Source organism: Enterobacter sp. PL1, assembly GCF_945957325.1.
In the GTDB taxonomy this organism is placed as follows: domain Bacteria; phylum Pseudomonadota; class Gammaproteobacteria; order Enterobacterales; family Enterobacteriaceae; genus Enterobacter; species Enterobacter roggenkampii.
Genome location: NZ_CAMFKT010000038.1, coordinates 1 through 26,830 on the forward strand (window position 1 = coordinate 1; position 26,830 = coordinate 26,830).

Below are 26,830 nucleotides of genomic sequence, written 5' to 3' on the forward strand. Positions count from 1 at the left end.
CTTAGTTCTATCCCTGTAACTTTCCCTGTCTCTTCCATGATAGACCAATCAAATTGTGCTCTTTCCTTTATCATTCTTTCGACATAATCGGAATTTGTTGTAGCGAATATTAAGCTTGCTGATTTGATAAGTTGATTAATTAATGGGTATCTTTTTGCAGGTGAGGATTTAAGTAAACCAGCAATGTCATTCTTTAATTTATCATTAGATGAATTTTTAAAAAGATCGCTTTCTACAAACATCTTTAAGTATTCTAATCCAGTCTCATCAGCACTGTTTACTACAATATTGTCCTCACCAGAAACTTTGTTGCATCTAATGATTATAGGGCCATTAATGCTTTTATCTTGCGTAACTAAATCTTTAACAACTTCATGGTAAAGATGCTGTACAGTAGCATGACTCTGTGCGGTGAATAATATTCTGCTGTTAGGTTCTTCTTTAAATATATATTGAGATAGGGCTTTTACTAAGTGAGTTTTACCAACTCCCGGAGGTCCCTGTACAAGGTTCATTGGTAAAGTTGATAAAACTTTTGAAAAAACTTTCTGTTTAGATTCATCTAATGAATCCATTATATCTTCTGCAACGATTTCTTCATTGCTTACTGTAAGGTGTGTGTTAGGTGAAGTAATTACATTCATCAATTCTACATGATTTTCAAGCATGTCTAATGTATTTGCATGTCGTGTTATTTGACGCAATGTACCTTCTAGAGAATCTGGAACAATATAAAGATCTCGCCAATCGGGAAGTGGTTTTTTAGAGGTGAAACTGTAAATATCTTGACTTTTATTATCGGTTTCAAAGCCATAAAACTCTAAAAGGATTTCATCATCAACTCTACTAAAATCTTTATTATTAACAAGACTCCAAGATAACTTGTCATTATTTTCGCTACTGTTTATTATTTTTTCAAGCCTAACTGATGGGGATTCTATGCTAAGAGATTTTGACAACTCTTCAGTTGCCTCATCAAGCCTTGATATGAATTTAAAAATCCATGAGCCAATATTTTCTGAGTCACTTTCTTCACTGAGTATTTCTACAGGGAAAATTTCTGCCTTAGCATAGGCGATATTAGTAATATGTACAGCAGTTAATCCCTCTAATAATTTAAGATGTTCTTCATTTTTCTTGTTGTAAGTTTTTCCTATTTCTTTGAATATAATATCCCAAGACATTAGATTTAAAGATTCATTACTGTTTAGAAGGAAATTTTTTGCTTCATGATGAGTATAACAAAAAATATTGTTGCTATTTAATTCTATGTAGTTTTCTTTGCTGAAAAATTTATTCGGAAGCTCTAAATAAGCATGTTTTGAGTAACCTATTTTCCACGTTTTATCATTCGTTCCATGGTCTGGTTGAAATGGTGTCAGCACATAGAAAAGCTCTTTACCTTTTAAAATTACATCGTAATAATCGTTTTCATAATTATTTACAAACAATACAGGAGTCTCAGATAAATCATCTTTTACAAAATTCTTAATTATTTCTGTGTCATCTCTTGAAATAGTGAATTGAGTTTTTCTATGGATGACTTTTTGTATGCAGTGAAATAATTCTTTTTTCTCTTTATTATTATCTATTTGTGAGAATTTAGTGTTTATAGCAATGCCGTGTATAGTTTTGGTTCTTTTATAATAATCAGTAAGCTCATTGGTTATCCTCTCTATGAATTGGAGGATTTCCTTTTCTCCTAAAAGTTCTTTGATAGCATTTTGCTGAATTGGTTGAATACCTAAGAGACTGCGAATTATTGCTACTTCACTGATTGCTAATTGATTGTTAGTTATAAAGTATTCGGCGGGAAAGTGAAGATCCTTAATCTTGTTTATTTCTATTTTAAGGAACTTAGATATTAATACTCCTAAGTCAACCCAATCTGTAGCGAATGTTGATATTTTCCCTTGTTCACCAGAATGTTCGATCTTCGCCGTTGTAAGTGTTGGCATCCGAATCGACCATTCAAATCCCGTTAGTTGAAAGTCATTATAATCATCAGATTCATAGTTGTATGTAAGAATTGCATTTTCATCCAAATGTCGATGTAGTAATCCCTGAGCATGAAGTAAACCAATAGCACTCGTAACTCTACTGATGTTTTTCCAAAACCTTATTCTTATTGTTGGGTCTTTTAATCGTGTAAGCCAATGGCTCTTTCCGGGGAGGGATAGAGTCTTTTTATTTAGTAAATATGATGTAGGAACTCTGCCATCGGAGTTTAAAACTAGATAATATCCGTCATTTGTTTTTTTTGATTCGACGGGATTTACAATATAATCTCCTACGCCAGGATATCCTTTTAATCTTTGGAGTTGTCGTAGTTCATGTTGCCAAATACTTTCAAGGACTTGTTCATCACTTAAGGTATTTCTAGGCCAATATTTAATGATGTAACTCTCTCCATCCTTAAGGGCAAGATTTATTTCAGGGATGTTTTTATCTGACTCTGTTTTTAGTAGATTTCTTTCTATAATCTCATAATTATCAAACAGTTTATTTTCACTCATAGACCAACCTTATTCATAAATGCTGTGTTAACTTTACGGATGAGAATTGTACATTTAAATGCTACCGCCCCAACATATGCATGTATGCTGTACATTGTATTTATTGCTAACATAAAAAAGCAATATATACAATGAGTTAAGTAGTGTTGTTTGGTTTGGATCAAAAAAAAAGCTTCTTAAATTATTTGACCAGCTATTGCTTAATCTCAGAAGCTAAAACAGGGCTTTAATTGGTTAATGCTGGGTGTATGGTACTAAGTTGTTCGTTGAAAAATAGAGATGCAATTCCAATAATTACCCTTGTTTATTATATGGTTTTGAATTATTAGGCTGCAACGGCTTTCAGCCTTTGAGCTTGAACATAATTACTCCACCACTGCATAAGAGCAACTCGTTCTGTTAAGTATTCTGCTCGATTGTAAGCTGCTATTATTTCATCCTTTTTTGAGTGTGCAAGAGCCGCTTCAAGCACTTCTGTCCTGAATTTACCGCTCTCTTCAGCAGCCGTTCTAGCAATAGATCGCATACCGTGAGCGACAAGTTCACCCCCAAAGCCCATACGGATTATGGCTGCATTTGCTGTTTGTTCATGCATGTGATTGAGTGGAGCTTTGATGCTGGGGAAAACCCACTCTCTGTGCCCACTGATGGCTTTCATTGAATCCAATACTCGCAAAGCTTCTTTGCTCAGTGGGACTTTATGGGGCTTCTTCATTTTCATAAATTCAGCAGGAATGTTCCACATTGAGTTATCGGTATCTATATCAGTCCATCTTGTGCGAACAGCTTCACCAGGGCGAACCCATGTAAGAAGTTGCCACTCAATCAGTAGCCTTGTTTCTAAACGAACAGAGGCATTGTTTAACACCAATAGGAAGCGGGGTAACTCGGAAGGGGGTAATGCAGGCATATTCTGCTTTTTAGGCTTACTGAACCGTTGCCCAAGGTTGTCAGCCGGATTGAATTCGATAAGTTCCTCAGTTGCTGCATAACGGAAAATTTCATTTAATCGGGAAATGATTCGCCGTAAAGTTTCGAGGACTCCTCGTTGCTCAATAGGGTCAAGATGTTGCTTTAAGAGTTTAGGTCGGATCTCATTGATAGGAACATTACCCAAGCCGGGAAAGATATTTCTCTCCAGGCTTCGCCAGATATCTTCTGCATGATCTTGTGAGATACCTGATGTCTTTACCTTCTCATCTAACCATTTCCTTGCCACGGCTTGGAGAGTGTGTTCAGTAGCATTCTTTAAGGCATTAGCTTTATCGTTGTTATGGATTTGAGGATCAATGCCATTGGCAAGCAAGGAAAGGTATTCATCTCGTAAGGCTCTGGCTCTTGCCAGTGTAAGGTGAGGATATGTTCCTAAGCTCACCTTAGTTCGCTTTTTGGTCACCGGCACTGCATACCTGAAATACCAATTCTTCTTCCCTCCTTTCGAGAGGGGGGCGATTCGTAGGATCAAACCATCACCGTCAAACAAGTTGATTTCTTTGTCGGCTGGCTTGGTGCTTTTGATTTCAGTGTCAGTGAGCTTCTTAGCGATTTTTGCCATTTTGGGACCCTCGGTTTTTGGACCCTTCGTTGTGGGTCCCATTCAGGGTGCCATAAGTGATAGTTCTCAGCAATTCTCACTGGACGACAATAGACATGAAAAAGCCCGCAGAGCTTGTGCTGTGCGGGCTTAGTAGACTTCATTGTACTTCAAACAACTAAAAAGTGGTGGAGCTGGCGGGAGTTGAACCCGCGTCCGAAATTTCTACATCCTCGGTACTACATGCTTAGTTTGTCTTTACATTCGCACGCCAGCTGCGGACAGACACGCCACTAACGAACTAGCCTGATTAGTTTTAACGCTTCAACCCCAGGCAGGGCTTCCACGCGATCTCTTTTGGGTTTGACCTCTCTTTGATCCCCGTCTTAAGAGCGGAAGCTAGGGAGAGAGGGCTCAGAGCAGGTTATTAAGCTGCTAAAGCGTAGTTTTCGTCGTTTGCGACTATTTTTTTGCGGCTTTTAACGAGGCAAACCGCCCCTCGGCATGCACCTTGGGTTTCGCAAATCCCGTCGAATCCAGAATCAGCCCCAATAGTGTTGAACTGAGTATACCAGATTTCACTTCCTGGATACCAGCCCGGAACGCTAACTTATTGAATAGTACAATAAGTGTGCAGAATCAACGTCCTGCGTTTTTCATAATGCGCGCTTTGTCCAGCTGCCACTCGCGCTCTTTCAGGTCAGTACGTTTGTCGTGCTGTTTTTTACCCTTCGCGACGCCAACTTTCACTTTGCACCAGGCGTTTTTCCAGTACAGCGACAGGGCGACCACGGTGAAACCTTCGCGGTTGATGCGTCCGTAGAGGGATTCCAGCTCACGCTTGTTCAGCAGCAATTTGCGCGTGCGCGTAGGGTCACAAACGTAGTGTGAAGAGGCGACGGTCAGCGGCGTAAAGTTCGCGCCGAACAGGAAGGCTTCGCCATCTTTCAGGATCACGTAGCTATCGCCGATGTTGGCTTTCCCGGCGCGCAGCGATTTTACTTCCCAGCCCTGCAACGCAAGGCCAGCTTCGAATTCTTCTTCAATGAAATACTCGTGGCGAGCACGCTTGTTGAGCGCAATGGTCGCCGAGCCTGGTTTATGTGCTTTTTTCTTCGTCATAAGTGTCGTAAAGCCGTCGGTAATCTGATTTCAAAAAGTCACCTCATTGCGTCCTGTGAGGTCTAACGCGCTATCTTAGCACGAGATGAGGCTTAGCGTTTTTTTAACAGGTGATAAATGTTATTATTTGTCCGTTGTGTGACCATGGGAAATGCTATGCCTCAGATTAGCCGTACTGCGCTTGTGCCTTACAGCGCGGAACAAATGTATCAGTTAGTGAACGATGTTCAGTCTTATCCAGAATTTATTCCGGGATGCACCGGGAGCCGCGTTCTGGAATCCGGCCCGACGCAGATGACCGCGGCGGTGGATGTCTCCAAAGCGGGGATCAGCAAGACGTTCACCACCCGCAATACGCTGACGAGCAATCAGAGCATTTTGATGCATCTGGTGGATGGTCCGTTCAAGACCCTGATGGGAGGCTGGAAGTTTACGCCGCTGAGCGCTGACGCCTGCCGCATTGAGTTCCATCTTGACTTCGAGTTCACCAATAAGCTGATTGAGCTGGCGTTTGGCCGCATCTTTAAAGAGCTGGCATCGAATATGGTTCAGGCGTTCACCACCCGCGCCAAAGAGGTTTACAGTGTCGCATAAGATTGCTGTAGAAGTGGTGTACGCGCTGCCGGAGAAGCAGTATCTGCAGCGCGTGACGCTGGAAGAGGGGGCGACCGTTGAGGCGGCCATCCGTGCTTCCGGCATCCTCGAGCTTCGCAGCGATATCGACCTGGCGAAGAACAAGGTCGGGATTTATAGCCGTCCGGTGAAGCTGGGCGATGTGCTGAAAGAGGGCGACCGGGTGGAGATTTATCGTCCACTGATTGCCGACCCGAAAGAGCTGCGTCGCCAACGCGCGGAGAAGGCCAGTAAGTAGCGCTTTCTTCCCCGGTGGCGCAGCGCTTAGCGGGGCTACGATTCTTCGTAAGAACTCAGATACAAAAAAGGTGCTCAATGAGCACCTTTTTGCATTTCTGACACCGGATTATTTAGTCAGGGCAGGCTTGTTGTCGATGTTGGTCAACACACCGGCGCTGCTGAAGGTCAGCGTCAGGGTCTGCTGGGTCGCATCTTCATGGCCCGGCTTCTGACGGAATACATAGAACCAGGTGTTAGTGCCGAACGGATCGGACATCATCGGGGTTCCCAGTGCATAAGCGACCTGCTGTTGTGTCATCCCCACGCGGATTTTGGACACATCGTTAGGGGTAAGGTAGTTCCCCTGGTTGATGTCAGGACGGTAAACCACTTTCTCCAGAGTGGAACAGCCTGCGGTCAACATCAGAAGAACCGCTGCGGCAGCGGTCAGCATTTTACAACGCATAGTGATTTGATTCCTTTTCGGGCCCGAGCAGAACGCGGCTCATATGTAATATGCCGATGATAATAGACCTTGCCCCACTTTGAAACCGGTCTGGCGGCGTTTTTGTTGTTCTGTATGACCCTGAGATCCCGAAAAAGTTTATGCTGCCAGCAGTTCTTTCGCGTTCGCGAGCGTGTTACGCGTGACTTCGCTGCCGCCGAGCAGGCGTGCCAGCTCCTGCAGACGCGCACGTTTATCCAGCGGCTTCATGTGCGTTTCGGTCATTTCACCGTCGGTTTCTTTGCTGACAATAAAGTGATGATGACCGCAGCCCGCGACCTGCGGCAGGTGGGTGACACACATCACCTGCGTGGATTCGCCGAGCTGGCGCAGCAGTTTACCCACCACCGCCGCCGTCGGGCCGCTGATGCCGACATCCACTTCATCGAAAATCAGCGCCGGGGTGTCCATTTTACGCGCGGTGATCACCTGAATCGCCAGCGCAATACGCGACAGTTCACCGCCTGAGGCCACTTTGGAGATCGCCTGCAGCGGCTGCCCCGGGTTGGTGGTGACGCGGAATTCGATACGATCTGCACCTTCCGCCGTCAGGTGGTTCTCTTCAAAGCGAACGTCAATGGTGAAGACGCCGTGCGGCATCGCCAGCGTGTGCATGCTGTCGGTAATGTGCTGGCTTAACTCCTGAGCATAGTGCTGACGAATTTCATGCAGCTTTTGCGCTGTCGCCAGCGCCTGTTCATGGTGCAGATTCACCGCCAGAGAGAGGGTCTCCTGCGAGTCAGCCTGATCGTCAAGCTGCTGCTGCTCGTCCAGCAGAGACTGATAGTAGCCCGGCAGCTCTTCCGGCGTAACGTGGTGCTTGCGCGCCAGCGAGATCTGACGGGAGATACGCTGCTCCAGCTCAAAAAGACGGTTCGGGTCGAGATCCAGACGCTCACAGTAGTGGCGAAGTTCGTCACCGGCTTCAGAAATCTGAATGGCCGCCTCTTCCAGCAAATCCAGGACGCCAGACAGTTTGCTGTCCATGCCGACCAGTTCGGTAAGCAGCTGACGGACGTTATACAGCTGGCTCTGCAGGTTCACGTCTTCGTCATCCGCCAGCAGGTTGAGCGCATTCTGGCTGGTTGAGAGCAAGTGACCGCTGTTCGCCAGGCGCTTGTACTCTTCGTCGATTTGCTCAAACTCACCCGGCTGCGGGTTGAATTCGTTCAGCTCTTTGAGCTGGTATTCCAGCAGCTCCGCACGGGCGGCGCGCTCCTGGCTTTGCTGCTGGTGTTGCGCGAGCTCGCGGCAGCTCTGATGCCACTGGCGATAGTGCTCTGCCATAAGCTGAGTAAGCGCGTACTCACCCGCATAGCCATCCAGCAGCGCTTTCTGCTGTTCGGGTTTAACGAGTTGCTGATGCGCGTGCTGACCGTGGATTTGGATAAGCAGCTGGCCGAGTTCACGGAGCTGGGAGAGCGGGACCGCCGTGCCGTTGATAAAGCCGCGTGAGCGACCGTCGCTGCTAATAACGCGGCGAAGTAAACACTCACGTCCATCTTCAAGCTGATTCTGCTCCAGCCAGCGCTGGGCAGCAGGGGTGTCTTTCAGGGAGAAGCGGGCGCACAGGTCGGCACGGTTTGCGCCCATGCGCACCATGTCGCCCTCGGCGCGGCCGCCAAGGCACAAGCCGAGGGCATCAATGGCAATGGATTTACCCGCACCGGTTTCCCCGGTGATCGCCGTCATGCCGCTGTGGAAATCGATCTCAAGCTCACGAACAATGGCAAAGTTGCTGATGGTCAGTTGTGCCAGCATAATTGTTTTCCTGTATGAAAAACCATAACTGTGTTTTCATACAGTATAAACTGGTTTTTTATACAGTAAAGTACTGGATGCAAAATCAGAACAATTTTTTTGACCAGCCAAGCTTCGAGCTTAATGTGTTGAAATAGCTGTAATCTTTTGGATGTATCAAATTCAGGTGGTAATCACACCGGCGAATAAGCACATCTTCACCTTCCTGGATAGGCAGCGCTATCTGGCTGTCGCAGCTGATCTCCAGGTCGTTACGGCGGTGCGAGAAGCGCAGACGGATCGTGCTGTCGCCGTTGATCACCAGCGGGCGGGCGGAGAGCGTGTGCGGGAACATCGGTACCAGGGTAATGGCATCCAGCGAGGGCGTCAGGATCGGGCCGCCGGCAGAAAGCGAGTAGGCGGTTGAGCCGGTCGGGGTGGAGATAATCAGCCCGTCAGAACGCTGGGAGAAGGCAAAGATTTCGTCGATATAGACTTCGAACTCAATCATGTGCGCCACTTTGCCAGGGTGAAGGACCACCTCGTTAATCGCGGTGCTGATGCGTTTCTGGCAGTCCTGCTGGCACACCTGCGCTTCCAGTAAAAAGCGTTTTTCACTGATATAGTGGCCTTCCAGCACGTCGGCCAGCTGCTGCTGTGCATTGTCCGGGTCCAGGTCGGTTAAAAAGCCGAGATTGCCACGGTTGATGCCGATGACCTTAATGTCATAGCGCGCCAGCGTGCGGGCCGCGCCGAGCATGTTGCCGTCGCCGCCCACCACCACGGCGAGATCGGCCTGTTGGCCTATTTCCGCCAGCGTGCCGGTTTTGACGCTCTTCAGCTGCAGCTCCTGAGCAATCTGCTGCTCGACCATCACTTCATAGCCTTTGCTACACAACCAGCGATACAACATTTCATGTGTCGTTAGTGCGGTAGGGTGACGCGGATGCCCGACGATCCCAATACACCTGAAATGATTATTCATTTTCTGGAGGTCCTTGTGCCTGATGAATGATGACAATCTGTCTTGTTCCCTTGAATCCCGGAAACTGATCCCCATAATAAGCGAAGTTAGCGAGATGAATGCAGAAAAACGCGGAGAAATTCATGAGTAGTAAAGAACAGAAAACGCCTGAGGGGCAAGCCCCTGAAGAAATTATCACGGAACAGCACGATGAAGTTGAGGCTGTAGAGCCAGACGCATCTGCTGAGCAGGTGGACCCGCGCGATGAAAAAATTGCGAATCTGGAAGCCCAGCTGGTAGAAGCACAGAATCGCGAACGCGACAGTGTTCTGCGCATCAAGGCGGAAATGGAAAACCTGCGTCGTCGTACCGAGCAGGACGTTGAGAAGGCGCATAAATTTGCGCTGGAGAAATTCGTCAACGAACTGCTGCCGGTGATCGATAGCCTCGATCGCGCGCTGGAAGTGGCTGACAAAGCGAATCCGGACAACGCGGCGATGATCGAAGGTATCGAACTGACGCTGAAATCCATGCTCGACGTGGTGCGTAAGTTTGGCGTGGAAGTGATTGCCGATACCGATGTTCCGCTGGATCCAAACGTTCACCAGGCCATTGCGATGGTTGAATCTGAAGAGATTGAAGCCGGTAAAGTGCTGGGCGTGATGCAGAAAGGCTATACCCTGAACGGCCGTACCATCCGCGCTGCGATGGTGACCGTGGCGAAAGCGAAAGCGTAATTCGCTATCCATAGTGCCGGGTAGCGGCGTTCGCCTTACCCGGCCTACAACCTTACTCCGCGATACTTTCGCGCAGGGGTTTAACGGGCAGGACTTTCACCTGCTTGATCATATTGTCCTGCACGTCCAGGATATCAATATCGTACTGCTCGATGCGCACCCGCGTGCCCGCCGCCGGGATCTCTTCCAGCGCTTCCAGAATCATCCCGTTAATGGTGCGAGCCTCATCTTCCGGCAAATGCCAGTTAAAGGCTTTGTTGAGTTCACGAATGTTTGCGCTTCCGTCAATCAGCACCGATCCGTCGTTTTGCGGGGTGACCTCTTCCGCGAGGGAAGGCGACATTGAGGTGGTAAAGTCCCCGACAATCTCTTCCAGAATATCTTCGACCGTCACCAGCCCCTGGATATCGCCGTACTCGTTGACCACCAGGCCGACCTTCTTCTTGTTGCGCTGGAATTTCACCAGCTGCGTGCTGAGCGGCGTTCCTTCCGGCACGTAATAAATTTCGTCGGCGGCGCGCAGCATCACCTCTTTGGTGAACTCTTTTTTCTCGGTCATCAGACGGTAGGCTTCGCGCACGCGCAGCATGCTGATGGCGTCATCCAGCGAGTCGCGGTACAGCACAATTCGCCCGTGCGGGGAGTGCGTCAGCTGGCGGACGATGGCTTTCCAGTCGTCATTGATGTCGATACCGACGATTTCGTTACGCGGCACCATGATGTCGTTCACGCTCACCTTTTCCAGATCGAGCACCGACAGGAGCATGTCCTGATTGCGCCGGGAGATCTGCGAGCGGGATTCGTTCACGATGGTGCGCAGCTCCTCTTTGCTGAGCGCGCTGCTGATGGTGACGTCGGCTTTGATCCCCACCATCCGCATCAGGACGCGCGTCACCATGTTCAGCAGCCAGACCAGCGGCATCATCAGGATCTGCAGCGGTGCCAGCAGGAAGCTGCTCGGGTAGGCGACCTTCTCCGGGTAAAGCGCGGCGATGGTTTTTGGCAGCACTTCGGCAAACACCAGCACCACGAACGTCAGCACGCCGGTGGCAATTGCGACCCCGGCGTTGCCGTACAGGCGCATCCCGACGATGGTGCCGAGCGCAGAGGCCAGAATGTTGACGAGGTTGTTGCCGATGAGCACCAGGCTAATCAGGCGATCCGGCTTGCGGAGCAGTTTTTCAACGCGACGGGCGGCGCGGTTACCCTGTTTAGCACGATGACGTAACCGGTAGCGGTTCAGGGTCATCATGCCGGTTTCCGAGCCGGAGAAATAGGCGGAGATGACCACCATGACGATCAGGATAACGATCAGCGTGGTGGTTGAGATGTGTTCCAGGGGGAACTCCTTTGTTTCTTAGCCAGCAAATTGCTGTATGAAGCGGCTGCCAAAATAGGCAAGGGTGAGAATGCCCGCACCCGCGACGTTGAACCAGACCACGCGACGACCGCGCCAGCCTTCATGATAATGGCCCCATAACAGGACAATATAGACAAACCACGCGATGATGGAGAGCACCGCTTTATCGATATTCTCCACGCTGAACAGGTTCTTCATGTAAAACAGGCCCGTGCAGAGCGTGAGCGTCAGCAGCACCACGCCCACCTGGGTGATGTGGAACATCTTACGCTCAATCACCATCAGCGGCGGCATTTCATGGTTAAACGCCAGTTTTTTGTTTTTCAGCTGGTAGTCAATCCAGGCGAGCTGCATGGCATAAAGCGCGGCGATGATCAGCGTCGCGTAGGCAAAGAGCGACAGGCCGATATGCACCAGCATCCCCGGTGTCGCCTCCAGATGCGTAATGAACTCATTAGGCATAAAGGTGGCGAGGGCCAGATTGATCAGCGCGAAGGTGTAGACAATCGGCAGCAGCAGCCAGCCGCGATTTTTAGACGCGACGATGGTCATTACCGTACAGATCATCAGGCTGACCAGCGAGCCGACGTTCAGCACGCTCAGGTTTTGCACGCTGCCGTCGCCGGGGATAATGCGTGATTCCAGCGCAAAGGCGTGGCTAATCAGTGCGATCACCGCCGAAAGAATAGCCATGCGCCGCCAGCCGCTGTTTTTTTGCAGCAGTCCGGGAATAATCAGCGCGAGGCTGACAGAGTAGGCAACAAGGGCGATCAGTGCGAAAACAGGCATATAGGCATCGACAGTTGTCTTAATAAGAAAGAGAAGCAGTATAACGTTACGTGACGCCTGCTCCAACCGTTGCATAACAACAAAGGCGCCTTCATGTTATACTCCGGCAAAATTCTGTGTATGTGTCGCTCATGGCGGCCCAACGTTTCTACTCAGGCGAGAGACAATGTTTGATAATTTAACCGATCGTTTGTCGCGCACGCTGCGCAACATCAGCGGCCGCGGACGCCTTACTGAAGACAACATCAAGGAAACGCTGCGCGAAGTGCGCATGGCGCTGCTGGAAGCAGACGTCGCGTTGCCGGTTGTTCGTGATTTTATCAACCGCGTGAAAGAGAAGGCGGTTGGTCATGAAGTTAATAAGAGCCTGACCCCGGGTCAGGAGTTCGTCAAAATCGTTCGTAACGAACTGGTTTCGGCGATGGGCGAAGAGAACCAGGTGCTTAACCTGGCCGCTCAGCCACCGGCCGTGGTGCTGATGGCGGGCCTGCAGGGTGCGGGTAAAACCACCAGCGTCGGTAAGCTGGGTAAATTCCTGCGCGAAAAGCACAAGAAGAAAGTGCTGGTGGTCTCTGCGGACGTCTATCGCCCGGCGGCGATCAAGCAGCTGGAAACCCTGGCAGAGCAGGTCGGCGTGGATTTCTTCCCGTCCGACGTGGCGCAGAAGCCTGTCGATATCGTTAACGCCGCGCTGAAAGAGGCGAAGCTGAAGTTTTACGACGTGCTGCTGGTGGATACCGCCGGTCGTCTGCACGTTGACGAAGCGATGATGGACGAGATCAAGCAGGTGCATGCCTCTATCAACCCGGTAGAGACCCTGTTTGTCGTCGACGCCATGACCGGTCAGGATGCGGCGAATACCGCGAAAGCGTTTAACGAAGCGCTGCCGTTAACCGGCGTGGTGCTGACCAAAGTGGACGGTGACGCCCGCGGCGGTGCGGCGCTTTCTATTCGTCATATCACCGGTAAGCCGATCAAATTCCTCGGCGTGGGCGAGAAAACTGAAGCGCTGGAGCCGTTCCACCCGGATCGTATTGCCTCCCGTATCCTCGGCATGGGCGACGTGCTGTCGCTGATCGAAGATATCGAGAGCAAGGTTGACCGCGCGCAGGCCGAGAAGCTGGCCAGCAAGCTGAAAAAAGGGGACGGTTTCGATCTGACTGACTTCCTTGAGCAGCTGCGTCAGATGAAAAACATGGGCGGCATGGCCAGCCTGATGGGCAAACTGCCGGGCATGGGCCAGATCCCTGACAACGTGAAAGCGCAGATGGATGACAAGGTGCTGGTGCGTATGGAGGCGATCATCAACTCGATGACCCTTAAAGAACGCGCTAACCCGGACATCATCAAAGGTTCCCGTAAACGCCGTATCGCAGCCGGTTGCGGCATGCAGGTGCAGGACGTTAACCGCCTTCTGAAGCAGTTCGACGACATGCAGCGCATGATGAAGAAAATGAAGAAAGGCGGCATGGCGAAGATGATGCGCGGCATGAAAGGGATGATGCCTCCCGGTTTTCCAGGGCGTTAATCGCTTTTGAGATTGCTTTTTGCCCGAAAATGAGTAAAATTTTCGGGCTTTTAATATGACACCCGGGCTCCGTTCCTCGATGGGGCCCGGTTGTTTTATTCACACAAGAGGATGTTATGGTAACTATTCGTTTAGCACGTCACGGCGCTAAAAAGCGTCCGTTCTACCAGGTTGTTGTGACTGACAGCCGTAATGCACGCAACGGTCGCTTCATCGAGCGCGTTGGTTTCTTCAACCCACTGGCCGCTGGCGCAGAAGAAGAAACTCGTCTGGATCTGGATCGTATCGCTCACTGGGTTGGCCAGGGCGCTACTGTTTCCGATCGCGTTGCTACGCTGATCAAAGCAGCAAACAAAGCAGCTTAATCTGTCACGGTGGTCATGATGAGCAATAAAGCACCTGTTGAACCGATCGTATTGGGAAAAATGGGTTCTTGCTACGGTATCCGTGGTTGGCTCAGAGTGTTTTCCTCCACTGAAGACGCTGATAGCATTTTTAATTACCAGCCCTGGTTTATCCAGAAAGGCGGTAAGTGGGAAGAGGTCGAGCTGGAAAGCTGGCGTCACCACAATCAGGACATCATCATCAAGCTGAAAGGCGTTGACGATCGTGATGCCGCGAATGCGCTGACTAATTGTGAAATTGTCGTGGATTCGTCGCAGTTGCCACAGCTGGAAGAGGGCGACTACTACTGGAAAGACCTTATGGGTTGCCAGGTAGTCACGACTGAAGGCTACAGCCTGGGGAAAGTCATCGATATGATGGAAACCGGGTCAAATGACGTTCTCGTCATTAAGGCAAACCTGAAAGATGCATTTGGCATCAAGGAGCGGTTGGTTCCGTTCCTCGATGGACAGGTTATCAAGAAAGTCGATCTCACTACTCAAACCATTGAAGTAGATTGGGATCCTGGTTTTTAAATTCTCCGGATAAACGGTAAAAGACGGCGCTATGTGGATTGGCATAATTAGCCTGTTTCCTGAAATGTTCCGCGCGATTACCGATTACGGGGTAACTGGCCGGGCAGTAAAGAATGGCCTGCTGAGCATCCAGAGCTGGAGTCCGCGTGACTTTACTCATGACCGGCACCGTACTGTGGACGATCGTCCTTACGGCGGCGGACCGGGGATGCTAATGATGGTGCAACCCTTACGGGACGCCATTCACACAGCAAAAGCCGCGGCAGGTGAAGGCGCAAAGGTGATTTATCTGTCACCTCAGGGACGCAAGCTTGATCAAGCGGGCGTCAGCGAACTGGCGACGAATCAAAAGCTGATTCTGGTCTGTGGTCGCTACGAAGGGATAGATGAGCGCGTAATTCAAACCGAGATTGACGAAGAATGGTCTATCGGCGATTACGTTCTCAGCGGTGGTGAGTTACCCGCAATGACGCTGATTGACTCCGTCGCCCGGTTCATTCCGGGAGTACTGGGCCATGAAGCTTCGGCAACGGAAGATTCCTTTGCCGATGGGTTGCTGGACTGTCCACACTATACCCGTCCTGAAGTGTTAGAAGGGATGGAGGTCCCGGCAGTGTTACTGTCAGGAAACCATGCCGAGATACGTCGCTGGCGTTTGAAGCAGTCGCTGGGCCGAACCTGGCTTAGAAGACCTGAACTTCTGGAAAACCTGGCTCTGACTGAAGAGCAAGCAAAGTTGCTGGCCGAGTTCAAAACTGAACACGCGCAACAGCAGCATGAACATGATGGGAATGCGTAATACGCTCCCGAATATCAGTTTACCCAGGATAAGAGATTAAATTATGAGCAACATTATTAAGCAACTTGAACAAGAGCAGATGAAGCAGGACGTACCTTCCTTCCGTCCAGGTGACACCGTGGAAGTGAAAGTATGGGTTGTTGAAGGTTCCAAAAAACGTCTGCAGGCATTCGAGGGCGTGGTTATCGCTATTCGTAACCGCGGTCTGCACTCTGCATTCACTGTTCGTAAAATTTCCAACGGCGAAGGCGTTGAGCGTGTCTTCCAGACTCACTCTCCGGTAGTTGACAGCATTGCTGTTAAACGTCGTGGTGCTGTACGTAAAGCTAAACTGTACTACCTGCGTGAGCGTACTGGTAAGTCTGCTCGTATTAAAGAGCGTCTGAACTAAGAAACGCTTTCGCGACATCCGTGAAAGTAGTGTAGATACAAGGGGTTGGCATTTTGCCAGCCCCTTGTTTTTTGTGCTTTGTCCATAAATTGCCCACCGAAGCGATGGACAGTGGACATTCGTGGACATAAAAAAAACCCGCTTTACGCGGGCTTGATTAGAAAACTAAATGGCTTTGTCCATTGAACTGAGGATGGGGCGGGGCCGGGTTAACTCGTTGCGGTGTGGAAATAGATCGAACAAAGGTTTCATGTGTAATGAATGTATGACCACATTCAATATTCTGACACTGGTTATAGCGTTCTTTTGTGTTCGACGATACCTGATAACTACTCCGCGTATGCGCTGCATTACCACAGAGAGGGCAATTCATCATTTTCAGGTTTCTCCATCTCGAAAAGTTTAATTATGATAACTTGTAACTTGCATTTTCAAAATAATTTAATTCATGTCTGTATCTGAAATTTTCACTTCCAGTTCCAGCGATGTCGTAAAACCGTTATCGTTTATGGAGTTGGTTACAGTAGTGATAATCCAGTCCGCCTCATCAATCTGCTGTTTGAACCCGCTTACCTTGACCGGCAGTTCCGGGAATAAATCTTCTCTCCCCAGCGCCAGCCCGATAGAAAACGATGCCACACCACGCTGAAGCCGTTCCCATGCGGCCTTTGCGGCGCGCTCAGCGTTGCGCCGGTTGGCATAGGTGCGACTCAGGACCAGAACGTTTTCATCCGTACCGATGAGATAATCACCCTGTTTGGCTTCCGGGGTTTTGGTTTTGGATGCGCTGGCCTTCCGACGCCTGCGCTTCACTTTTGCCGGGTCTTTCTTTACCGGCTCGCGGGTATTCAGCCAGGAAGCGATCACGCCAGTGTAGGCTTCGCGGTCTACTAAACTGAACCGGTGTTGATCGCCTGATTTGCGGGTTATGGTGGCTACCGGCAGCGCCTTACCACTGGCGGTTTTCCCCTGGCCCTGCCGGATGAACAACAGCCTGCCAGATTTAACGGATGCAATCGCGCCATACTGTCTGGCCAGCCGCATCAGAAATGACCCGTCTGATTCATTGGTCTGGTCGATGTGGTCCACATCCTGCGCGGCCATGTCCGCACCGATGGCCGTTTCCAGCTTGTGCCGGGCGGCGATTTCTTCACACACTTTCCCCACGGTGGTCTGATGCCAGGACTTCTCCCGGCGGGTGTTCAGCGTGGCGCGAAAATCCGCGCTACGCGCCCGCACCGTAATGCGATCCGGCGTTCCGTAATGCTCAATCTCATCAACGGTAAAATCCCCTTTGACGATCAGCGGCTTTCCCTTCCAGCCCAGCGCGAGCGACAGTACCGCACCCCGGCGCGGCAGTTCCAGCAGGCCGTCTGCGTCGTCCAGTTCCAGATCGAGGCGGTCAGCCTCAAAGCCACGGTTATCGGTGTGCGTCAGGGCAATAAGCCGGGGCGCAAGGTTCTGCGTGATATCCCGGTCCTTCATCATTACCCGGTAAGCAGGGACACATTCACTACCGGCAAACATGGTCATATCTGTCATGACAGCAAACCCCCCACACTGCTGACCGCGTTGTCCTTAAGCTGGGTCAGTTGCCCGGACAGGTCGCCCAGCGTCTGACTGAGCGACTCATCCATACGCTTCAGCGTCACGGTAAATTCAATTTTTCTCGGTGAACCGTCGCTGAAAAACTCGCTTTCCGTTCGCCCGATATTCTCGATCACGAACATGCCGTAAATGGTCCCGTTGCCTTTCAGCAGCGGCCAGCCCTTGCCGGTTTCCGCCATCAGTTCCAGCATCTGCATGGACAGCCGCCCGCCGGTGATGGCGGGCATCAGCACCCCTGACAGGGTTATCACATCGCTGTCCGGCCCCAGAAACTGAAGCGACGGGCGCAGGCCCATACGATTGTTGCTGGCATGTCGCCACTGCTGTTGCAGTTGCAACTGCTGGAACGGGACGGTTTTCAGCATGAATACAAACAGGCCCAGGGTCATCATCATGGTTCAAAATCCCCTCTGTCACTGAAGCTACTGCGGCGACCGGCGGCGCGCTGGCGCTCCCGCGCGTCGAGCTGGCGCATAACTTCCGCCACCACATCCTGCGCGCTCTGGCCCGGTGCCTGGTGAATGTTGATTTCATATTTTGCCGGACCGGATGAAACGGACAGATCACCGCCCCGCGGTCCGGCTGACGGATGACGGTATTCCGTCACCGGCAGGCTTAGCGGATGAAGTGGTTTCGCGGCAACAGGCTGTGACAGGCTGCCGAACGCCATCGCCGTAGCGGCAGCCAGTGCGGCGGTACGGCGACGGCTCATGATATTGACCGGCCCGTTTATCAGCTCGGGGCCGTTCTCCCCGACTATGCCCATTTTCCCGGCGGGCAGGTAGCCACCGGAATCGTACGCGCCAACCTCATAGCCGCTCACAGTAAAATTTCGGTCCTGCTCGTTACCGTATTTCAAATAAGCATTCCCGGTTACCTTACCGGCATCAGGCATTTTTTTAGACTCATCACTGACAAGACCCATCAGATCCAGCAGGTATGAGACGCCCGACTTAAGCGACTCAAGGGGACTCATTACGAGTGCCAGACCATCTGCTAACGCCTGGCCGAAATGTTTACCCATATCTGCCGCATTGCTCAGCTCATCAGAGGTAAATTTGACAGGGGAAAGCAAATCGGTGAATGACTTCCACAGTCCTTTCACTGTTTGTTCTATCCAGGTGAACACGGGGCGTAGGGGTTCGAACGCTTCTTTAACTGGCCCGGCAGCCGCCTGAAACCCTTCCACCATCCCGGATAAAAATGCCGTGATGGGCTGCCAGTATTTCCAGACAACCAGCGCGACGGCAGACAGCGCCATAACGACCAGCCCGACGGGACTCAGCAGCGCGCCCAGCAGGCCGCCGGTTGCCATTAATGCCGTGCGCAGCAGCGCCAGCGGCGAGGTGACAAGCGCCAGCAGGATATTACCGAAGCGGCTCACCGCCGTACCCAGCATCCCAAAACCTGTCGTTGCCAGCCCGGCAACATGCCCCCGCAGGGCTGACAGCGTGGCTACAGGGTTACGGAACGCGGCGACCAGCGCGCCGCCCGCGTTCTCTGCCTGCTCTTTCAGATGGTTGAGCACCCCGTTGCGCAGCGCATCCAGTATGCCGCCTTCCTCGTCGTCTTCGCCGAACCCGGACAGCGCCGCCCGGATGCGCTCTATTACGGATGCCGCATCGGTATTCTGAAGGCTTGCCAAAAATGCGCGGATCCCGCCACCGGCACCGGCCAGACCCGGAGCCAGACGGGCAATAATGGCCGCCAGTCCGCCGAACCCCGGAAGCAGGCGCGACAGCGCGCCGCCGCCCAGCAAACTAAAGCCGTAACGCATGATAGCCAGCGGCCCCAGAATGGCGGCAACAGCAAGCCCCAGCGTTCCCAGCGTTGCAGTAACTATTGCGAAACCGGCAACCACCTTAAAAATCGCAGATACCAGTTTCGGATGTTGCTGAACAAACTGATTGAGGCGGTTCGCCAGATTTCCCAGCCAGTCAGCCAGCTGTTTTAGTTCCGGTGCAACGGTCGCGCCTATTGTGGCTAAAGCATTGGTAAAAGAGCCGGTCGCAGCTTCCCAGCGGTTGCCCAGCGTTTTAAGCTGGGAATCGACACGCTCACGCAGCGATGCCTGCGCCTGCAACTTTGCTTCCGCTTCACGGTAACCATCCATTCCTTTATCAATCATGATATTCAGAACCTGGAGGGTTTCCGCATCATCCCCAAAAATGCCTTTCAGAGTGGCGAGCCGCATTTCTGTAGAGACATTTTTGAGCTTCAGCAACTGCTGATAAAGCGCCTCAAGCCCGGCGAATTCGCCTTTACCGTCACTGAAACTGAGCTTGATTTTATAACCCGCAGCTTTCAGATCATCATTCGCCCCGGTCACTTTGTCCCGGTTCATTGCTGCCTGGAAAACCTTACGATAGGCGTTACCCGCAGATTCGCCGGGCATACCCGCCTGATCGGCCATAACAAGTAACGGTGCAAAAGCTTTCGCCGCGTCCAGTCCTTTCACCTTGAGAATTGACATAGCACTGGAAATTTTTGCGTAGCCGTTAAGCATGTTGTTCGGATCAACACCGGCGTAGAAGCCCTTCTGGATTACATCCATCAGGCCCATCATGTCCTTTTCTGCCGTACCAGTGGCATCCTGAAGTTTGGCCGAAAACTCCGCCGCTTCTGTCGCAGGTAACTTTAGCTGTACACCGAGATAAGCCGTAGCCTCCCCAAGCCCGTTCAGGATCGATGTTGCAGACATCCCCTGACGGCGAAGCATCGTCATCATGTTCTGAAAATCTGCCGTAGTGCCGGGCAGGCGATCACCAAGCTGAAGCGCCAGCTTATTTATTTGCTCATATTCAGGCAGCACCTTTGCGCCCGGAGCCATCATTGACGCCGCCAGTTGTGTCGCTGCCTCTTCCGATTCCGAGTACGCCCGGACAGGGGCCATCAACGGCATGGCAGTTGCCACACCCGTCGCTACCATTCCCGCCCCGGTTGTAGCAATTTCATTGCGTAATGCTCTTGAACGCTGAAACGCAGCGCTGGCAGCAGCTGCGCGGCGCTGTTGTTCCCCGACGCGCTTCAGCCTGGCTTCCTGTTCCCGAAGCTCATTGTTATAACGGGCCGTTTCCCGGCGGATTTTTTCCGTTGCGCCGGTGCCGTCTTTGGCTGAAATTCCCAGCCGGTACAGCTCCGCCCGGACCCGGCTTAGTTGCGCTGTTTCTTCCTGCTGTTTTTTCTCCAGACGTGACACGGCCCGCCGCTGGTCTTCCAGGGCTTTGGTCTGTTTCTTTGTCGGGTTTTCCATCCCCGCCATTTCTCGGGTCATCATCTGGGCGCGCAGGCGGGCCTGCGCCAGATCGGCACCGGTCTGTTTCACGGACTGTTGCAGGGTGCGGAACCCGTCGAGCTTCGCGCCAGCCTGGTCGAGCTGTTTCAGGGCATCACGGGATTTTTTGATGGCGGCGGCCAGTTCCTGAGAACCGGCACGCGCATCCTTAAACGGGCGGGTGAGCTTATCAACGGCATTTAATACAACCTGCAAACGCAGGTTACGGTCACTCATCGGCGGCCCCACTTCGTAAAATGGCTTTGTGCCGCCACTCCAGCAGTTCTGTCAGCGACATATCGCCGGTTACATCGGGCGGCCAGTGAAAGATCGTGGCGATATCGGCAATTAAATCATCAACAGTTAATTTATCGGGAAACCGGCAGTTGCCGACTTCGGTAACAAAAAACTGACCAGCTCCACGGATAACTGCAACAGATCGCCCGGCTCCAGGGTAAGCACTTCCTCACGGGTCAGTGACGGCGTGGTGACGCGCGGCAACACCACCATCATGCTGTCCACGTCCATTTCCATCAGCGACTGCAAACGGGTGCCGCGCAGCGCGCCGGACTGTGGCTTGCGCACGGTGATGGTTTCAATGGTCTGTTTACCGCGCTGGATCGGGCAGTCCAGGGTGACGGTTGCGGTGGTGCGTGGTTCGGTGCCGGTAGTTTCGGTTTCTTTGGTCATGATGTGTTCCGTTCAGAAAAGAGAAGTAAAGACGGACGCGGAAGGCGCGCCCGTTTAAATTAAAGGCCCAGCGCGGTGCGGTGCGCTTCAAGCATATCCACGCCACCGACTTTCCAGACCATGTTCACCGTGTCCACTTCATACAGCTCCTCACCATTGATGGTGAGTTTTACGTAAGTGTTAGTGCAGGTCACTTTGGTGGTTGAGCTGTCGCCCTGCTTGTGCTCGCCGGAATCCAGTTCTTTGTAGCGGCCACGGGTAACCAGCTCCAGTGCGGTCACTTCGGCGGTGTCGTCACGTTGCAGGGATTCAGTAAAACGCAGCTGAACACCGTCCACAGTGGGTGTCGCCATCTGCTTGAACAGCTGGATCTCCGTACCGCCGATGGTGAATTCTGTATCCAGCGCGCCATCGTCCAGGCCCAGACTGATATCCACCGAACCCGGCATACCGCCGCCCCGGTACTTCTCCATTTTCTCCGTCAGTTTTGGCAGGGTGACGGACTCAACCAGGCCGATCCAGTTCTGACCGGCGTTAAACAGATTCAGGTATTTAACCTTGCGTGGCAGTGCCATAACGTCCCCTTAGGATTTAAGCTGGCTGGCAAAATCGACCAGATAACGGTCGGTGATACGCTGGCGGAACATCAGGTTTTCCAGCGGCGGGACCGGGGTGTAGTCATAGTCCAGCCACAGCTTCCCGGCCTTGATGGTGTCCTTATCGTTCACGCTGTCGTCAAACCAGCAGTCTCCGCCCAGCAGATAACCCTGGCTGACCAGCGAGCGCATTTTGGCCTTCACGCCTTCGATAATTTCGCGGGCCAGTGACGGGGTCAGCGTCATGTCATTCGCCCACATGTGGGCCTCTGCCATGGTGTCCGCCAGAACCTGCGCGGTGCGGGTGTAACACTCAAACTGGAACAGCGGGTCATCGCTCAGGGAGCGGGAACCCCAGAAGCGAAAACCATCAGAGCGGATAAGCGTGGTGATGTCGTTTTTGTTCAGCAGGCCCGCGTCGGTTGCCGGATCCTGCAAGTCCCAGAACACATCGGCGGAAATACCGGTAACGCCGTTCACTGCGACGTTGGAAAGCGACTTATGCCAGCCGGTGTCACTGTCAATTTTGGCGCGCAGGCCCAGCGCACGGGCGGTGGCGTACATCGTCTGCTCGGCATCGGTCACCGTGTCCCAGCCGGTAAAATCAGGCCAGATCAACATACCTTCACGCTGGCCGAAGTTGGCGCGGTAATCGATACATTCCTGAACGGTTTTACAGCCATAGGCAGCCAGATACGCGAAGCCGCGCAGGGACTGCGCCACGCTCAGCAGTTCAGACGCCACCGCCTGCGTGTCATGGCCGGGAACCCCCAGAATGCGCGGCTTCACACCGAGCTGGTTGTTGGCGGTAAGCAGCGCTTTCATGCCGGTGCGTTTGCCCTGGGCAGTCACGCCGCCGATGATATTCGACGTGGTTTCCGCTTCGGTCTCGCCCTGCTCAACGCGCACCACAACGGTGACGGGTTTGGACTGATCGGCAATAGCATCCAGTGAACGGGCGAGGGTGCCGGTTTCGCCCGCCTTGCCGGACGCGGTGAGCACGTCAGTGATAAGCACCGGCGTGTTAAGCGGGAATGTTGCTGCGTCGGCGTCGTCTGCCGTGCAGACCATTCCGACAACAGCGGTACTGACGGTACGGATAGTGCGCGTTCCTTCATTGACTTCCAGAACGCGGACACCGTGGTGATAATCTTCAGCCATCTGGCGGACCTCCTGAGTGGATTCCGCCCTATGGTGAAGTGATTATGTCGCGCGCACAGCTTCGCGCCGTTGTGCTGTCACTGGCACAATACGCCAGCTTTTAGCGCTGCCATTTCCTTTTCCATCCGATCGCATGAAATATCGAAGTATTGCTGGCTCATTTCAATACCGGTGAACCGGCAGCCCCGGCGAATTGCAGCCACGCCCGTTGACGCACTCCCCATAAACGGATCGAGAATATTTCCGCCCGGTGCGACCGGCGCGGTCAGTTTCTCCATCAGCTCAACCGGCTTGCCGGTCATATGCAGTTTCCGGGAAGGAATAATCCGCTGTGTCAAAAGTCCGGGCCATGGTCCGCCATGCTGACTTTTCGGCAGCGGCCCGTTACTGCCCCACACAATGTATTCACACTGATGGCGAAAATATCCGGTATGAGGCGCGCGACTTGAAAGCGTTTTGTCCCACGGAACCAGCCCACGCCAGATAAAGCCCCCGGCCTGAAACACATCGGTCAGGGTAGGAAGCTGCCGCCAGTCGGTAAACACCATAGCGTAACCACCCGGAACGACCAGCCGGTTTACCTGGCTTAACCATTGCGTCATCCAGAATGCCCATGATCGGGCGTCGCGGTTATCACCATAGAATTCGTGATGGTGAGTGCTGTTAATGTATTTGTCAGAAGGCTTTGCCACGCGATCACCGCGTGTCATGCCTCCGCTTGAATAAGGCGGGTCAGTCACCACCGCATCAAATTGTTCATCCAGAATCCGCAGGATTTCCAGACTGTCACCACAATACAACGTCGCCGGACCAATAACCGCTTTCTGCATAGCCATTTCTCGTTTATGTGCCTGTTTTCAGGTTACAAAAACTATAATTACTGGTCATGTGTACAGGTATGTTTCATGTTTCAGACAATGTGCCAGCGGCGGGGTACTTACGGTAAAGGGTGGAAAGCCCGACATCAAAAATCAGGGCAACACGCTGGCGTGACTCACCGGCAGCGATAAGCCGCCCGACCTGCGCCCATTGTTCTGCCGTTAGCTTTGGACGTCTGCCGCCAACTCGCCCCTGCGCCCTGGCTGCCTCCAGACCTGCACGGGTACGCTCCACGATAAGTTCTCTTTCCATTTCAGCAAGTGCGCCCATGACGTGAAAGAAAAAACGCCCCATTGGGGTGGAAGTATCAATACTGTCCGTCAGACTTCGAAAATTAATGCCGCGCTGGCGCAGTTCTTCAATAAGGGTTACAAGATGGCGCATACTTCGGCCCAGCCGATCCAGCTTCCAGACGATCAACGTATCGCCTTCTTAAAGTGCTTTCAGGAGCTTTTTTAGGCCCGGTCTCTCTGAAGTTTTACCGCTTATTTTGTCTTCAAAAATCAGCTCACATCCTGCGCACTCCAGTGCATTTCTCTGTAGCGCGGTGTTCTGGTCATTTGTTGACACCCTTACGTAGCCAACCAGCATATAAAACATCCCCTTATCCGTTGAGTTTCAGGGGCGCATTGTATCGAGCACGGTCATTTATGACGGTTTGGCAGAAACCTTTTTTTGGTACGGCCAACACGACCAGAAATGGCAGGCAAATCCCGCAAACCTTGATTTGATAACAAATGGTGCCGTTGGTCGTTTAATGGGGTCTCCAAAGCGGTTTACATCATCCGGAACATATACACCGACCGCAGGGACAAAATTTATCATCGTCGAACAGGTTGGAGGAGGAGGTGGTGGCGGCGGGGTTCCGGCGACATCGTCCACGGCGTATACCGCATCAGCAGGTGGAGGCGCAGGAGCTTATGCAAGCGGCATTTTCACCAGTGGATTTTCTGGGGTAACGGTCACTATTGGTGCGGGTGGCACTGGTGGGCCAGCTGGAGCTAATACTGGTGGTAATGGAGGAACGACTTCATTCGGATCGCTACTGATCGCACCAGGAGGTGTTGGAGGGGGGCCTGGTGTTGCCGGTATGACCACTCCTCACATGGTTCCAAATGGGGGAGCAAGCGCAGAGCCTACAGGAGCAAATATTGTCGGATTTGCCGGAGTAGCATCAACCACGGCTTTTGCGTACACAATCGGAAACATCCTTGGATCGTCTGGTGCAAGCTGTCCTTTTGGTACTGGTGGCTGGCAGCCTGCTGCATCCGGATTCCGTAGTGGCTCAGGGTTCGGCTCAGGGGCATCCGGAAGCAACCAAGGACCAAGCCTTGCAGCTGCCGCTGGCGGAACGGGCCAACCTGGTGTTGTGATTGTATGGGAGTACGCATGATAAGATAGATGTTTCGTGTCATTCCTAGAATACAAATAGAATGACACGAGTCTTTTTATTTTTCGGCTGATGATGGGGAAGTATCAAGAGATATCTTTTTTCCCGTTTTTTTATTCATAATAATTTTATATATTGCAACTATTGCCATCGAGGTAAGCAATGACTGGATTATGGTGTAGGATGGGAGTGCGTATCTTATGTGAGCGTGCATTCCTGAGCTTAATGTGTAAAGAGCTGAGTTTGTCAAAATCGCTGATATAATAATCAGTGCTGAATGAGCTGTCTTTCTAAAAAACTTAATATTATTATTTAATAATGACCATGCTGCAATTAACGTAATTGACAAGAGATTAACTAATCCAACAATAAGATATGCTTTGGTTGTGATGGGTCGATGCATTTCCATCCGCTCTATGGTCCAAGAGGTGGCCACTGACTGTGGAAGGATGTTATATTCTTCTAGCGGAAATTGAAAATTAGGTAAGGAGTATTTTATGAAATCAAAAGCTACGTTATAAGCAACTTCAGTTGGGAAGTGTTTAATTGTGGTTAGGGTTATATTATCTATAACTTTCTTGCCATTTGGTTTTTCTAATTCTCGTGTAAGCAATGGATATACGTAATTGTTGTGGGAGTCAAATAATTTTGAATCATCGATAGTGATCTGTGATTTAACAGTATTATCTAGGAATGGGTATACTTCAGTCATGCGCGGCCACACAACCCTATTGAAAGCCATGCTTGATATATCTAAGGGAGGTCTATTATGGTTGTAAGCAGTAGTAGAGTGTTTAATGGCTATAGCTGCTGATGCCGAAATTAATAGGAATGATAAACCCATTAGCGCTCTGGAAACATTGTTTTTTGCTAAAAATATCAAAGTGCAAATTGAAAATAAAAAAACAAATATTGACATGTAGAGTTTGTCAATTCTTAGTGACGACATCATGATAAGTGATAATGCAGCTATTAAAAAATCAAAGCATGTTTGTTTTGTTGTGCTATCACGAGAGAGCGCCATGATAAGTGCAGTGATAAATATTATTGTAAAAGAGGTTGTAAGAGAGTCGGTCAGAATCGACATGCAAAAATGCGCAATTAGAGGGTTTAAAGTTACTGATATGGCAATTATGAATGATAATGATTTTGCTCTTTTGTTTTTATCTAAAATGGTTTTGCAAAAATAGAATATAGAGAAGGTGCAAAGAATTAACTGTATTGTGTATATCAAATGTGTTACAGGTAAATAACCTGATAATATTGATGCGACACGAAGGATTGCTGGGTATAAAATACCTCGATATTGATCTACAATGAGTGTTTTTGATAGTGAAAAATACTCGGTTGTATCTCCGTATGCTGGAATTGCATCAAAATTTATATATACCCAAATGGCACCTATTGCGATATTTGATATTAGTGATAAAGCAGTTATAAGTGTAAGTGTTAGACTTATTTTTCTATTTGAAAAC

At 51.1% G+C, this 26,830-nt stretch carries 27 protein-coding genes, 1 other RNA gene and 1 pseudogene; 9 read left to right on the forward strand and 20 right to left on the reverse strand.

What is annotated here, in order from left to right; genetic code table 11:
- From N6P30_RS22265 to smpB, 4 genes are all read right to left on the reverse strand, one after another.
- On the reverse strand, nucleotides 1-2,516 hold a 2,516-nt coding region (locus N6P30_RS22265; RefSeq protein ID WP_260629978.1), incomplete at its 3' end, for an AAA domain-containing protein.
- Between the two features lie 325 nt (nucleotides 2,517-2,841).
- A complete protein-coding gene (locus N6P30_RS22270) occupies nucleotides 2,842-4,071 on the reverse strand; it encodes an integrase domain-containing protein (RefSeq protein ID WP_170226936.1) in 1,230 nt (409 codons plus the stop codon).
- Nucleotides 4,072-4,236: 165 nt separating this feature from the next.
- Nucleotides 4,237-4,600: a transfer-messenger RNA gene (gene ssrA / locus N6P30_RS22275) on the reverse strand.
- Nucleotides 4,601-4,689: 89 nt separating this feature from the next.
- Nucleotides 4,690-5,172 (reverse strand): SsrA-binding protein SmpB, encoded by a 483-nt coding sequence (gene smpB / locus N6P30_RS22280; protein WP_008502505.1) that lies wholly within the window; start codon nucleotides 5,170-5,172, stop codon nucleotides 4,690-4,692.
- Between the two features lie 156 nt (nucleotides 5,173-5,328).
- On the opposite strand from smpB, the gene N6P30_RS22285 reads away from it, so the two are divergent.
- Both N6P30_RS22285 and N6P30_RS22290 read left to right on the forward strand, forming a co-directional pair.
- Nucleotides 5,329-5,766 (forward strand): type II toxin-antitoxin system RatA family toxin, encoded by a 438-nt coding sequence (locus N6P30_RS22285; RefSeq protein ID WP_014832955.1) that lies wholly within the window; start codon nucleotides 5,329-5,331, stop codon nucleotides 5,764-5,766.
- Entirely contained in the window at nucleotides 5,756-6,043 is a 288-nt protein-coding gene (locus N6P30_RS22290) for an RnfH family protein (RefSeq protein ID WP_008502503.1), read from the forward strand. The genes N6P30_RS22285 and N6P30_RS22290 overlap by 11 nt, the downstream gene beginning before the upstream one ends.
- A 108-nt stretch (nucleotides 6,044-6,151) precedes the next feature.
- Here the strand turns inward: N6P30_RS22290 and bamE are convergent, their stop codons facing one another.
- The 3 genes from bamE to nadK form a co-directional block, all read right to left on the reverse strand.
- Nucleotides 6,152-6,490 carry an outer membrane protein assembly factor BamE gene (gene bamE / locus N6P30_RS22295; RefSeq protein WP_008502502.1) on the reverse strand — a complete coding sequence of 113 codons (339 nt, stop codon included), beginning with the start codon at nucleotides 6,488-6,490 and terminating at the stop codon, nucleotides 6,152-6,154.
- 138 nt (nucleotides 6,491-6,628) lie between these two features.
- Complete coding sequence (gene recN, locus N6P30_RS22300; protein ID WP_023294347.1) at nucleotides 6,629-8,290, reverse strand: DNA repair protein RecN; 1,662 nt, start codon at nucleotides 8,288-8,290, stop codon at nucleotides 6,629-6,631.
- Between the two features lie 85 nt (nucleotides 8,291-8,375).
- The gene (nadK, locus tag N6P30_RS22305; protein WP_008502500.1) at nucleotides 8,376-9,254 is read right to left on the reverse strand and encodes an NAD(+) kinase; all 879 of its coding nucleotides are present in this window, start codon (nucleotides 9,252-9,254) and stop codon (nucleotides 8,376-8,378) included.
- Nucleotides 9,255-9,376: 122 nt separating this feature from the next.
- Here nadK and grpE point away from each other — a divergent pair, with 122 nt between their 5' ends.
- Nucleotides 9,377-9,970 (forward strand): nucleotide exchange factor GrpE, encoded by a 594-nt coding sequence (gene grpE / locus N6P30_RS22310; protein WP_008502499.1) that lies wholly within the window; start codon nucleotides 9,377-9,379, stop codon nucleotides 9,968-9,970.
- A gap of 52 nt (nucleotides 9,971-10,022) precedes the next feature.
- Here grpE and N6P30_RS22315 read toward each other — a convergent pair whose 3' ends face one another.
- Nucleotides 10,023-11,309 carry an HlyC/CorC family transporter gene (locus tag N6P30_RS22315; protein WP_025759264.1) on the reverse strand — a complete coding sequence of 429 codons (1,287 nt, stop codon included), beginning with the start codon at nucleotides 11,307-11,309 and terminating at the stop codon, nucleotides 10,023-10,025.
- 18 nt (nucleotides 11,310-11,327) lie between these two features.
- On the reverse strand, nucleotides 11,328-12,119 hold the full coding sequence (locus N6P30_RS22320; protein WP_032623031.1) for an inner membrane protein YpjD: 792 nt from the start codon (nucleotides 12,117-12,119) through the stop codon (nucleotides 11,328-11,330).
- Nucleotides 12,120-12,285: 166 nt separating this feature from the next.
- Here N6P30_RS22320 and ffh point away from each other — a divergent pair, with 166 nt between their 5' ends.
- The 5 genes from ffh (at nucleotide 12,286) to rplS (ending at nucleotide 15,757) form a co-directional block, all read left to right on the forward strand.
- Nucleotides 12,286-13,647 (forward strand): signal recognition particle protein, encoded by a 1,362-nt coding sequence (ffh, locus tag N6P30_RS22325; RefSeq protein WP_008502496.1) that lies wholly within the window; start codon nucleotides 12,286-12,288, stop codon nucleotides 13,645-13,647.
- Nucleotides 13,648-13,763: 116 nt separating this feature from the next.
- Entirely contained in the window at nucleotides 13,764-14,012 is a 249-nt protein-coding gene (gene rpsP / locus N6P30_RS22330) for a 30S ribosomal protein S16 (RefSeq protein ID WP_003863133.1), read from the forward strand.
- 15 nt (nucleotides 14,013-14,027) lie between these two features.
- The gene (gene rimM / locus N6P30_RS22335; protein ID WP_021241995.1) at nucleotides 14,028-14,567 is read left to right on the forward strand and encodes a ribosome maturation factor RimM; all 540 of its coding nucleotides are present in this window, start codon (nucleotides 14,028-14,030) and stop codon (nucleotides 14,565-14,567) included.
- Between the two features lie 31 nt (nucleotides 14,568-14,598).
- Complete coding sequence (trmD, locus tag N6P30_RS22340; RefSeq protein ID WP_008502493.1) at nucleotides 14,599-15,366, forward strand: tRNA (guanosine(37)-N1)-methyltransferase TrmD; 768 nt, start codon at nucleotides 14,599-14,601, stop codon at nucleotides 15,364-15,366.
- Nucleotides 15,367-15,409: 43 nt separating this feature from the next.
- Nucleotides 15,410-15,757, forward strand: coding sequence for a 50S ribosomal protein L19 (gene rplS / locus N6P30_RS22345; protein ID WP_002914145.1), 348 nt, complete (start codon nucleotides 15,410-15,412; stop codon nucleotides 15,755-15,757).
- Between the two features lie 157 nt (nucleotides 15,758-15,914).
- Here rplS and N6P30_RS22350 read toward each other — a convergent pair whose 3' ends face one another.
- The 10 genes and pseudogenes from N6P30_RS22350 to N6P30_RS22395 all read right to left on the reverse strand — a co-directional run bounded on the left by N6P30_RS22350 (nucleotide 15,915) and on the right by N6P30_RS22395 (nucleotide 24,556).
- On the reverse strand, nucleotides 15,915-16,133 hold the full coding sequence (locus tag N6P30_RS22350; RefSeq protein ID WP_154827276.1) for an ogr/Delta-like zinc finger family protein: 219 nt from the start codon (nucleotides 16,131-16,133) through the stop codon (nucleotides 15,915-15,917).
- Between the two features lie 65 nt (nucleotides 16,134-16,198).
- Nucleotides 16,199-17,290 carry a phage late control D family protein gene (locus tag N6P30_RS22355; RefSeq protein WP_409557678.1) on the reverse strand — a complete coding sequence of 364 codons (1,092 nt, stop codon included), beginning with the start codon at nucleotides 17,288-17,290 and terminating at the stop codon, nucleotides 16,199-16,201.
- Between the two features lie 5 nt (nucleotides 17,291-17,295).
- Complete coding sequence (locus N6P30_RS22360) at nucleotides 17,296-17,760, reverse strand: phage tail protein (RefSeq protein ID WP_154827278.1); 465 nt, start codon at nucleotides 17,758-17,760, stop codon at nucleotides 17,296-17,298.
- Nucleotides 17,757-20,876 carry a phage tail tape measure protein gene (locus N6P30_RS22365; protein ID WP_154827279.1) on the reverse strand — a complete coding sequence of 1,040 codons (3,120 nt, stop codon included), beginning with the start codon at nucleotides 20,874-20,876 and terminating at the stop codon, nucleotides 17,757-17,759. Before N6P30_RS22365 ends, N6P30_RS22360 begins: the two co-directional genes overlap by 4 nt.
- Nucleotides 20,869-20,988 (reverse strand): GpE family phage tail protein, encoded by a 120-nt coding sequence (locus tag N6P30_RS22370; RefSeq protein WP_154827285.1) that lies wholly within the window; start codon nucleotides 20,986-20,988, stop codon nucleotides 20,869-20,871. Before N6P30_RS22370 ends, N6P30_RS22365 begins: the two co-directional genes overlap by 8 nt.
- A 14-nt stretch (nucleotides 20,989-21,002) precedes the next feature.
- Nucleotides 21,003-21,329, reverse strand: coding sequence for a phage tail assembly protein (locus N6P30_RS22375; RefSeq protein ID WP_154827280.1), 327 nt, complete (start codon nucleotides 21,327-21,329; stop codon nucleotides 21,003-21,005).
- A gap of 59 nt (nucleotides 21,330-21,388) precedes the next feature.
- The gene (locus tag N6P30_RS22380) at nucleotides 21,389-21,904 is read right to left on the reverse strand and encodes a phage major tail tube protein (RefSeq protein WP_154827281.1); all 516 of its coding nucleotides are present in this window, start codon (nucleotides 21,902-21,904) and stop codon (nucleotides 21,389-21,391) included.
- A gap of 9 nt (nucleotides 21,905-21,913) precedes the next feature.
- A complete protein-coding gene (locus N6P30_RS22385; protein WP_154827282.1) occupies nucleotides 21,914-23,086 on the reverse strand; it encodes a phage tail sheath protein in 1,173 nt (390 codons plus the stop codon).
- Nucleotides 23,087-23,163: 77 nt separating this feature from the next.
- The gene (locus N6P30_RS22390) at nucleotides 23,164-23,916 is read right to left on the reverse strand and encodes a DNA-methyltransferase (RefSeq protein WP_154827283.1); all 753 of its coding nucleotides are present in this window, start codon (nucleotides 23,914-23,916) and stop codon (nucleotides 23,164-23,166) included.
- 73 nt (nucleotides 23,917-23,989) lie between these two features.
- A pseudogene (locus N6P30_RS22395) lies at nucleotides 23,990-24,556 on the reverse strand (recombinase family protein).
- 620 nt (nucleotides 24,557-25,176) lie between these two features.
- On the opposite strand from N6P30_RS22395, the gene N6P30_RS22400 reads away from it, so the two are divergent.
- Complete coding sequence (locus N6P30_RS22400) at nucleotides 25,177-25,338, forward strand: hypothetical protein (protein ID WP_170226937.1); 162 nt, start codon at nucleotides 25,177-25,179, stop codon at nucleotides 25,336-25,338.
- A 75-nt stretch (nucleotides 25,339-25,413) separates the two neighbouring features.
- Here the strand turns inward: N6P30_RS22400 and N6P30_RS22405 are convergent.
- Nucleotides 25,414-26,830 (reverse strand): hypothetical protein (locus N6P30_RS22405; RefSeq protein WP_260629979.1); only part of this gene is annotated, 1,417 nt, incomplete at its 5' end.

Excerpts from the sequence above, each read along its gene's own strand:
- N6P30_RS22270 (WP_170226936.1), bottom strand. The coding sequence starts at position 4,071 with ATGGCAAAAATCGCTAAGAAGCTCACTGACACTGAAATCAAAAGCACC.
- smpB (WP_008502505.1), bottom strand. The coding sequence starts at position 5,172 with ATGACGAAGAAAAAAGCACATAAACCAGGCTCGGCGACCATTGCGCTC.
- N6P30_RS22285 (WP_014832955.1), top strand. The coding sequence starts at position 5,329 with ATGCCTCAGATTAGCCGTACTGCGCTTGTGCCTTACAGCGCGGAACAA.
- bamE (WP_008502502.1), bottom strand. The coding sequence starts at position 6,490 with ATGCGTTGTAAAATGCTGACCGCTGCCGCAGCGGTTCTTCTGATGTTG.
- recN (WP_023294347.1), bottom strand. The coding sequence starts at position 8,290 with ATGCTGGCACAACTGACCATCAGCAACTTTGCCATTGTTCGTGAGCTT.
- nadK (WP_008502500.1), bottom strand. The coding sequence starts at position 9,254 with ATGAATAATCATTTCAGGTGTATTGGGATCGTCGGGCATCCGCGTCAC.
- grpE (WP_008502499.1), top strand. The coding sequence starts at position 9,377 with ATGAGTAGTAAAGAACAGAAAACGCCTGAGGGGCAAGCCCCTGAAGAA.
- N6P30_RS22320 (WP_032623031.1), bottom strand. The coding sequence starts at position 12,119 with ATGCCTGTTTTCGCACTGATCGCCCTTGTTGCCTACTCTGTCAGCCTC.
- ffh (WP_008502496.1), top strand. The coding sequence starts at position 12,286 with ATGTTTGATAATTTAACCGATCGTTTGTCGCGCACGCTGCGCAACATC.
- rpsP (WP_003863133.1), top strand. The coding sequence starts at position 13,764 with ATGGTAACTATTCGTTTAGCACGTCACGGCGCTAAAAAGCGTCCGTTC.
- rimM (WP_021241995.1), top strand. The coding sequence starts at position 14,028 with ATGATGAGCAATAAAGCACCTGTTGAACCGATCGTATTGGGAAAAATG.
- trmD (WP_008502493.1), top strand. The coding sequence starts at position 14,599 with ATGTGGATTGGCATAATTAGCCTGTTTCCTGAAATGTTCCGCGCGATT.
- rplS (WP_002914145.1), top strand. The coding sequence starts at position 15,410 with ATGAGCAACATTATTAAGCAACTTGAACAAGAGCAGATGAAGCAGGAC.
- N6P30_RS22350 (WP_154827276.1), bottom strand. The coding sequence starts at position 16,133 with ATGATGAATTGCCCTCTCTGTGGTAATGCAGCGCATACGCGGAGTAGT.
- N6P30_RS22355 (WP_409557678.1), bottom strand. The coding sequence starts at position 17,290 with ATGACCATGTTTGCCGGTAGTGAATGTGTCCCTGCTTACCGGGTAATG.
- N6P30_RS22360 (WP_154827278.1), bottom strand. The coding sequence starts at position 17,760 with ATGATGATGACCCTGGGCCTGTTTGTATTCATGCTGAAAACCGTCCCG.
- N6P30_RS22365 (WP_154827279.1), bottom strand. The coding sequence starts at position 20,876 with ATGAGTGACCGTAACCTGCGTTTGCAGGTTGTATTAAATGCCGTTGAT.
- N6P30_RS22375 (WP_154827280.1), bottom strand. The coding sequence starts at position 21,329 with ATGACCAAAGAAACCGAAACTACCGGCACCGAACCACGCACCACCGCA.
- N6P30_RS22380 (WP_154827281.1), bottom strand. The coding sequence starts at position 21,904 with ATGGCACTGCCACGCAAGGTTAAATACCTGAATCTGTTTAACGCCGGT.
- N6P30_RS22385 (WP_154827282.1), bottom strand. The coding sequence starts at position 23,086 with ATGGCTGAAGATTATCACCACGGTGTCCGCGTTCTGGAAGTCAATGAA.
- N6P30_RS22390 (WP_154827283.1), bottom strand. The coding sequence starts at position 23,916 with ATGCAGAAAGCGGTTATTGGTCCGGCGACGTTGTATTGTGGTGACAGT.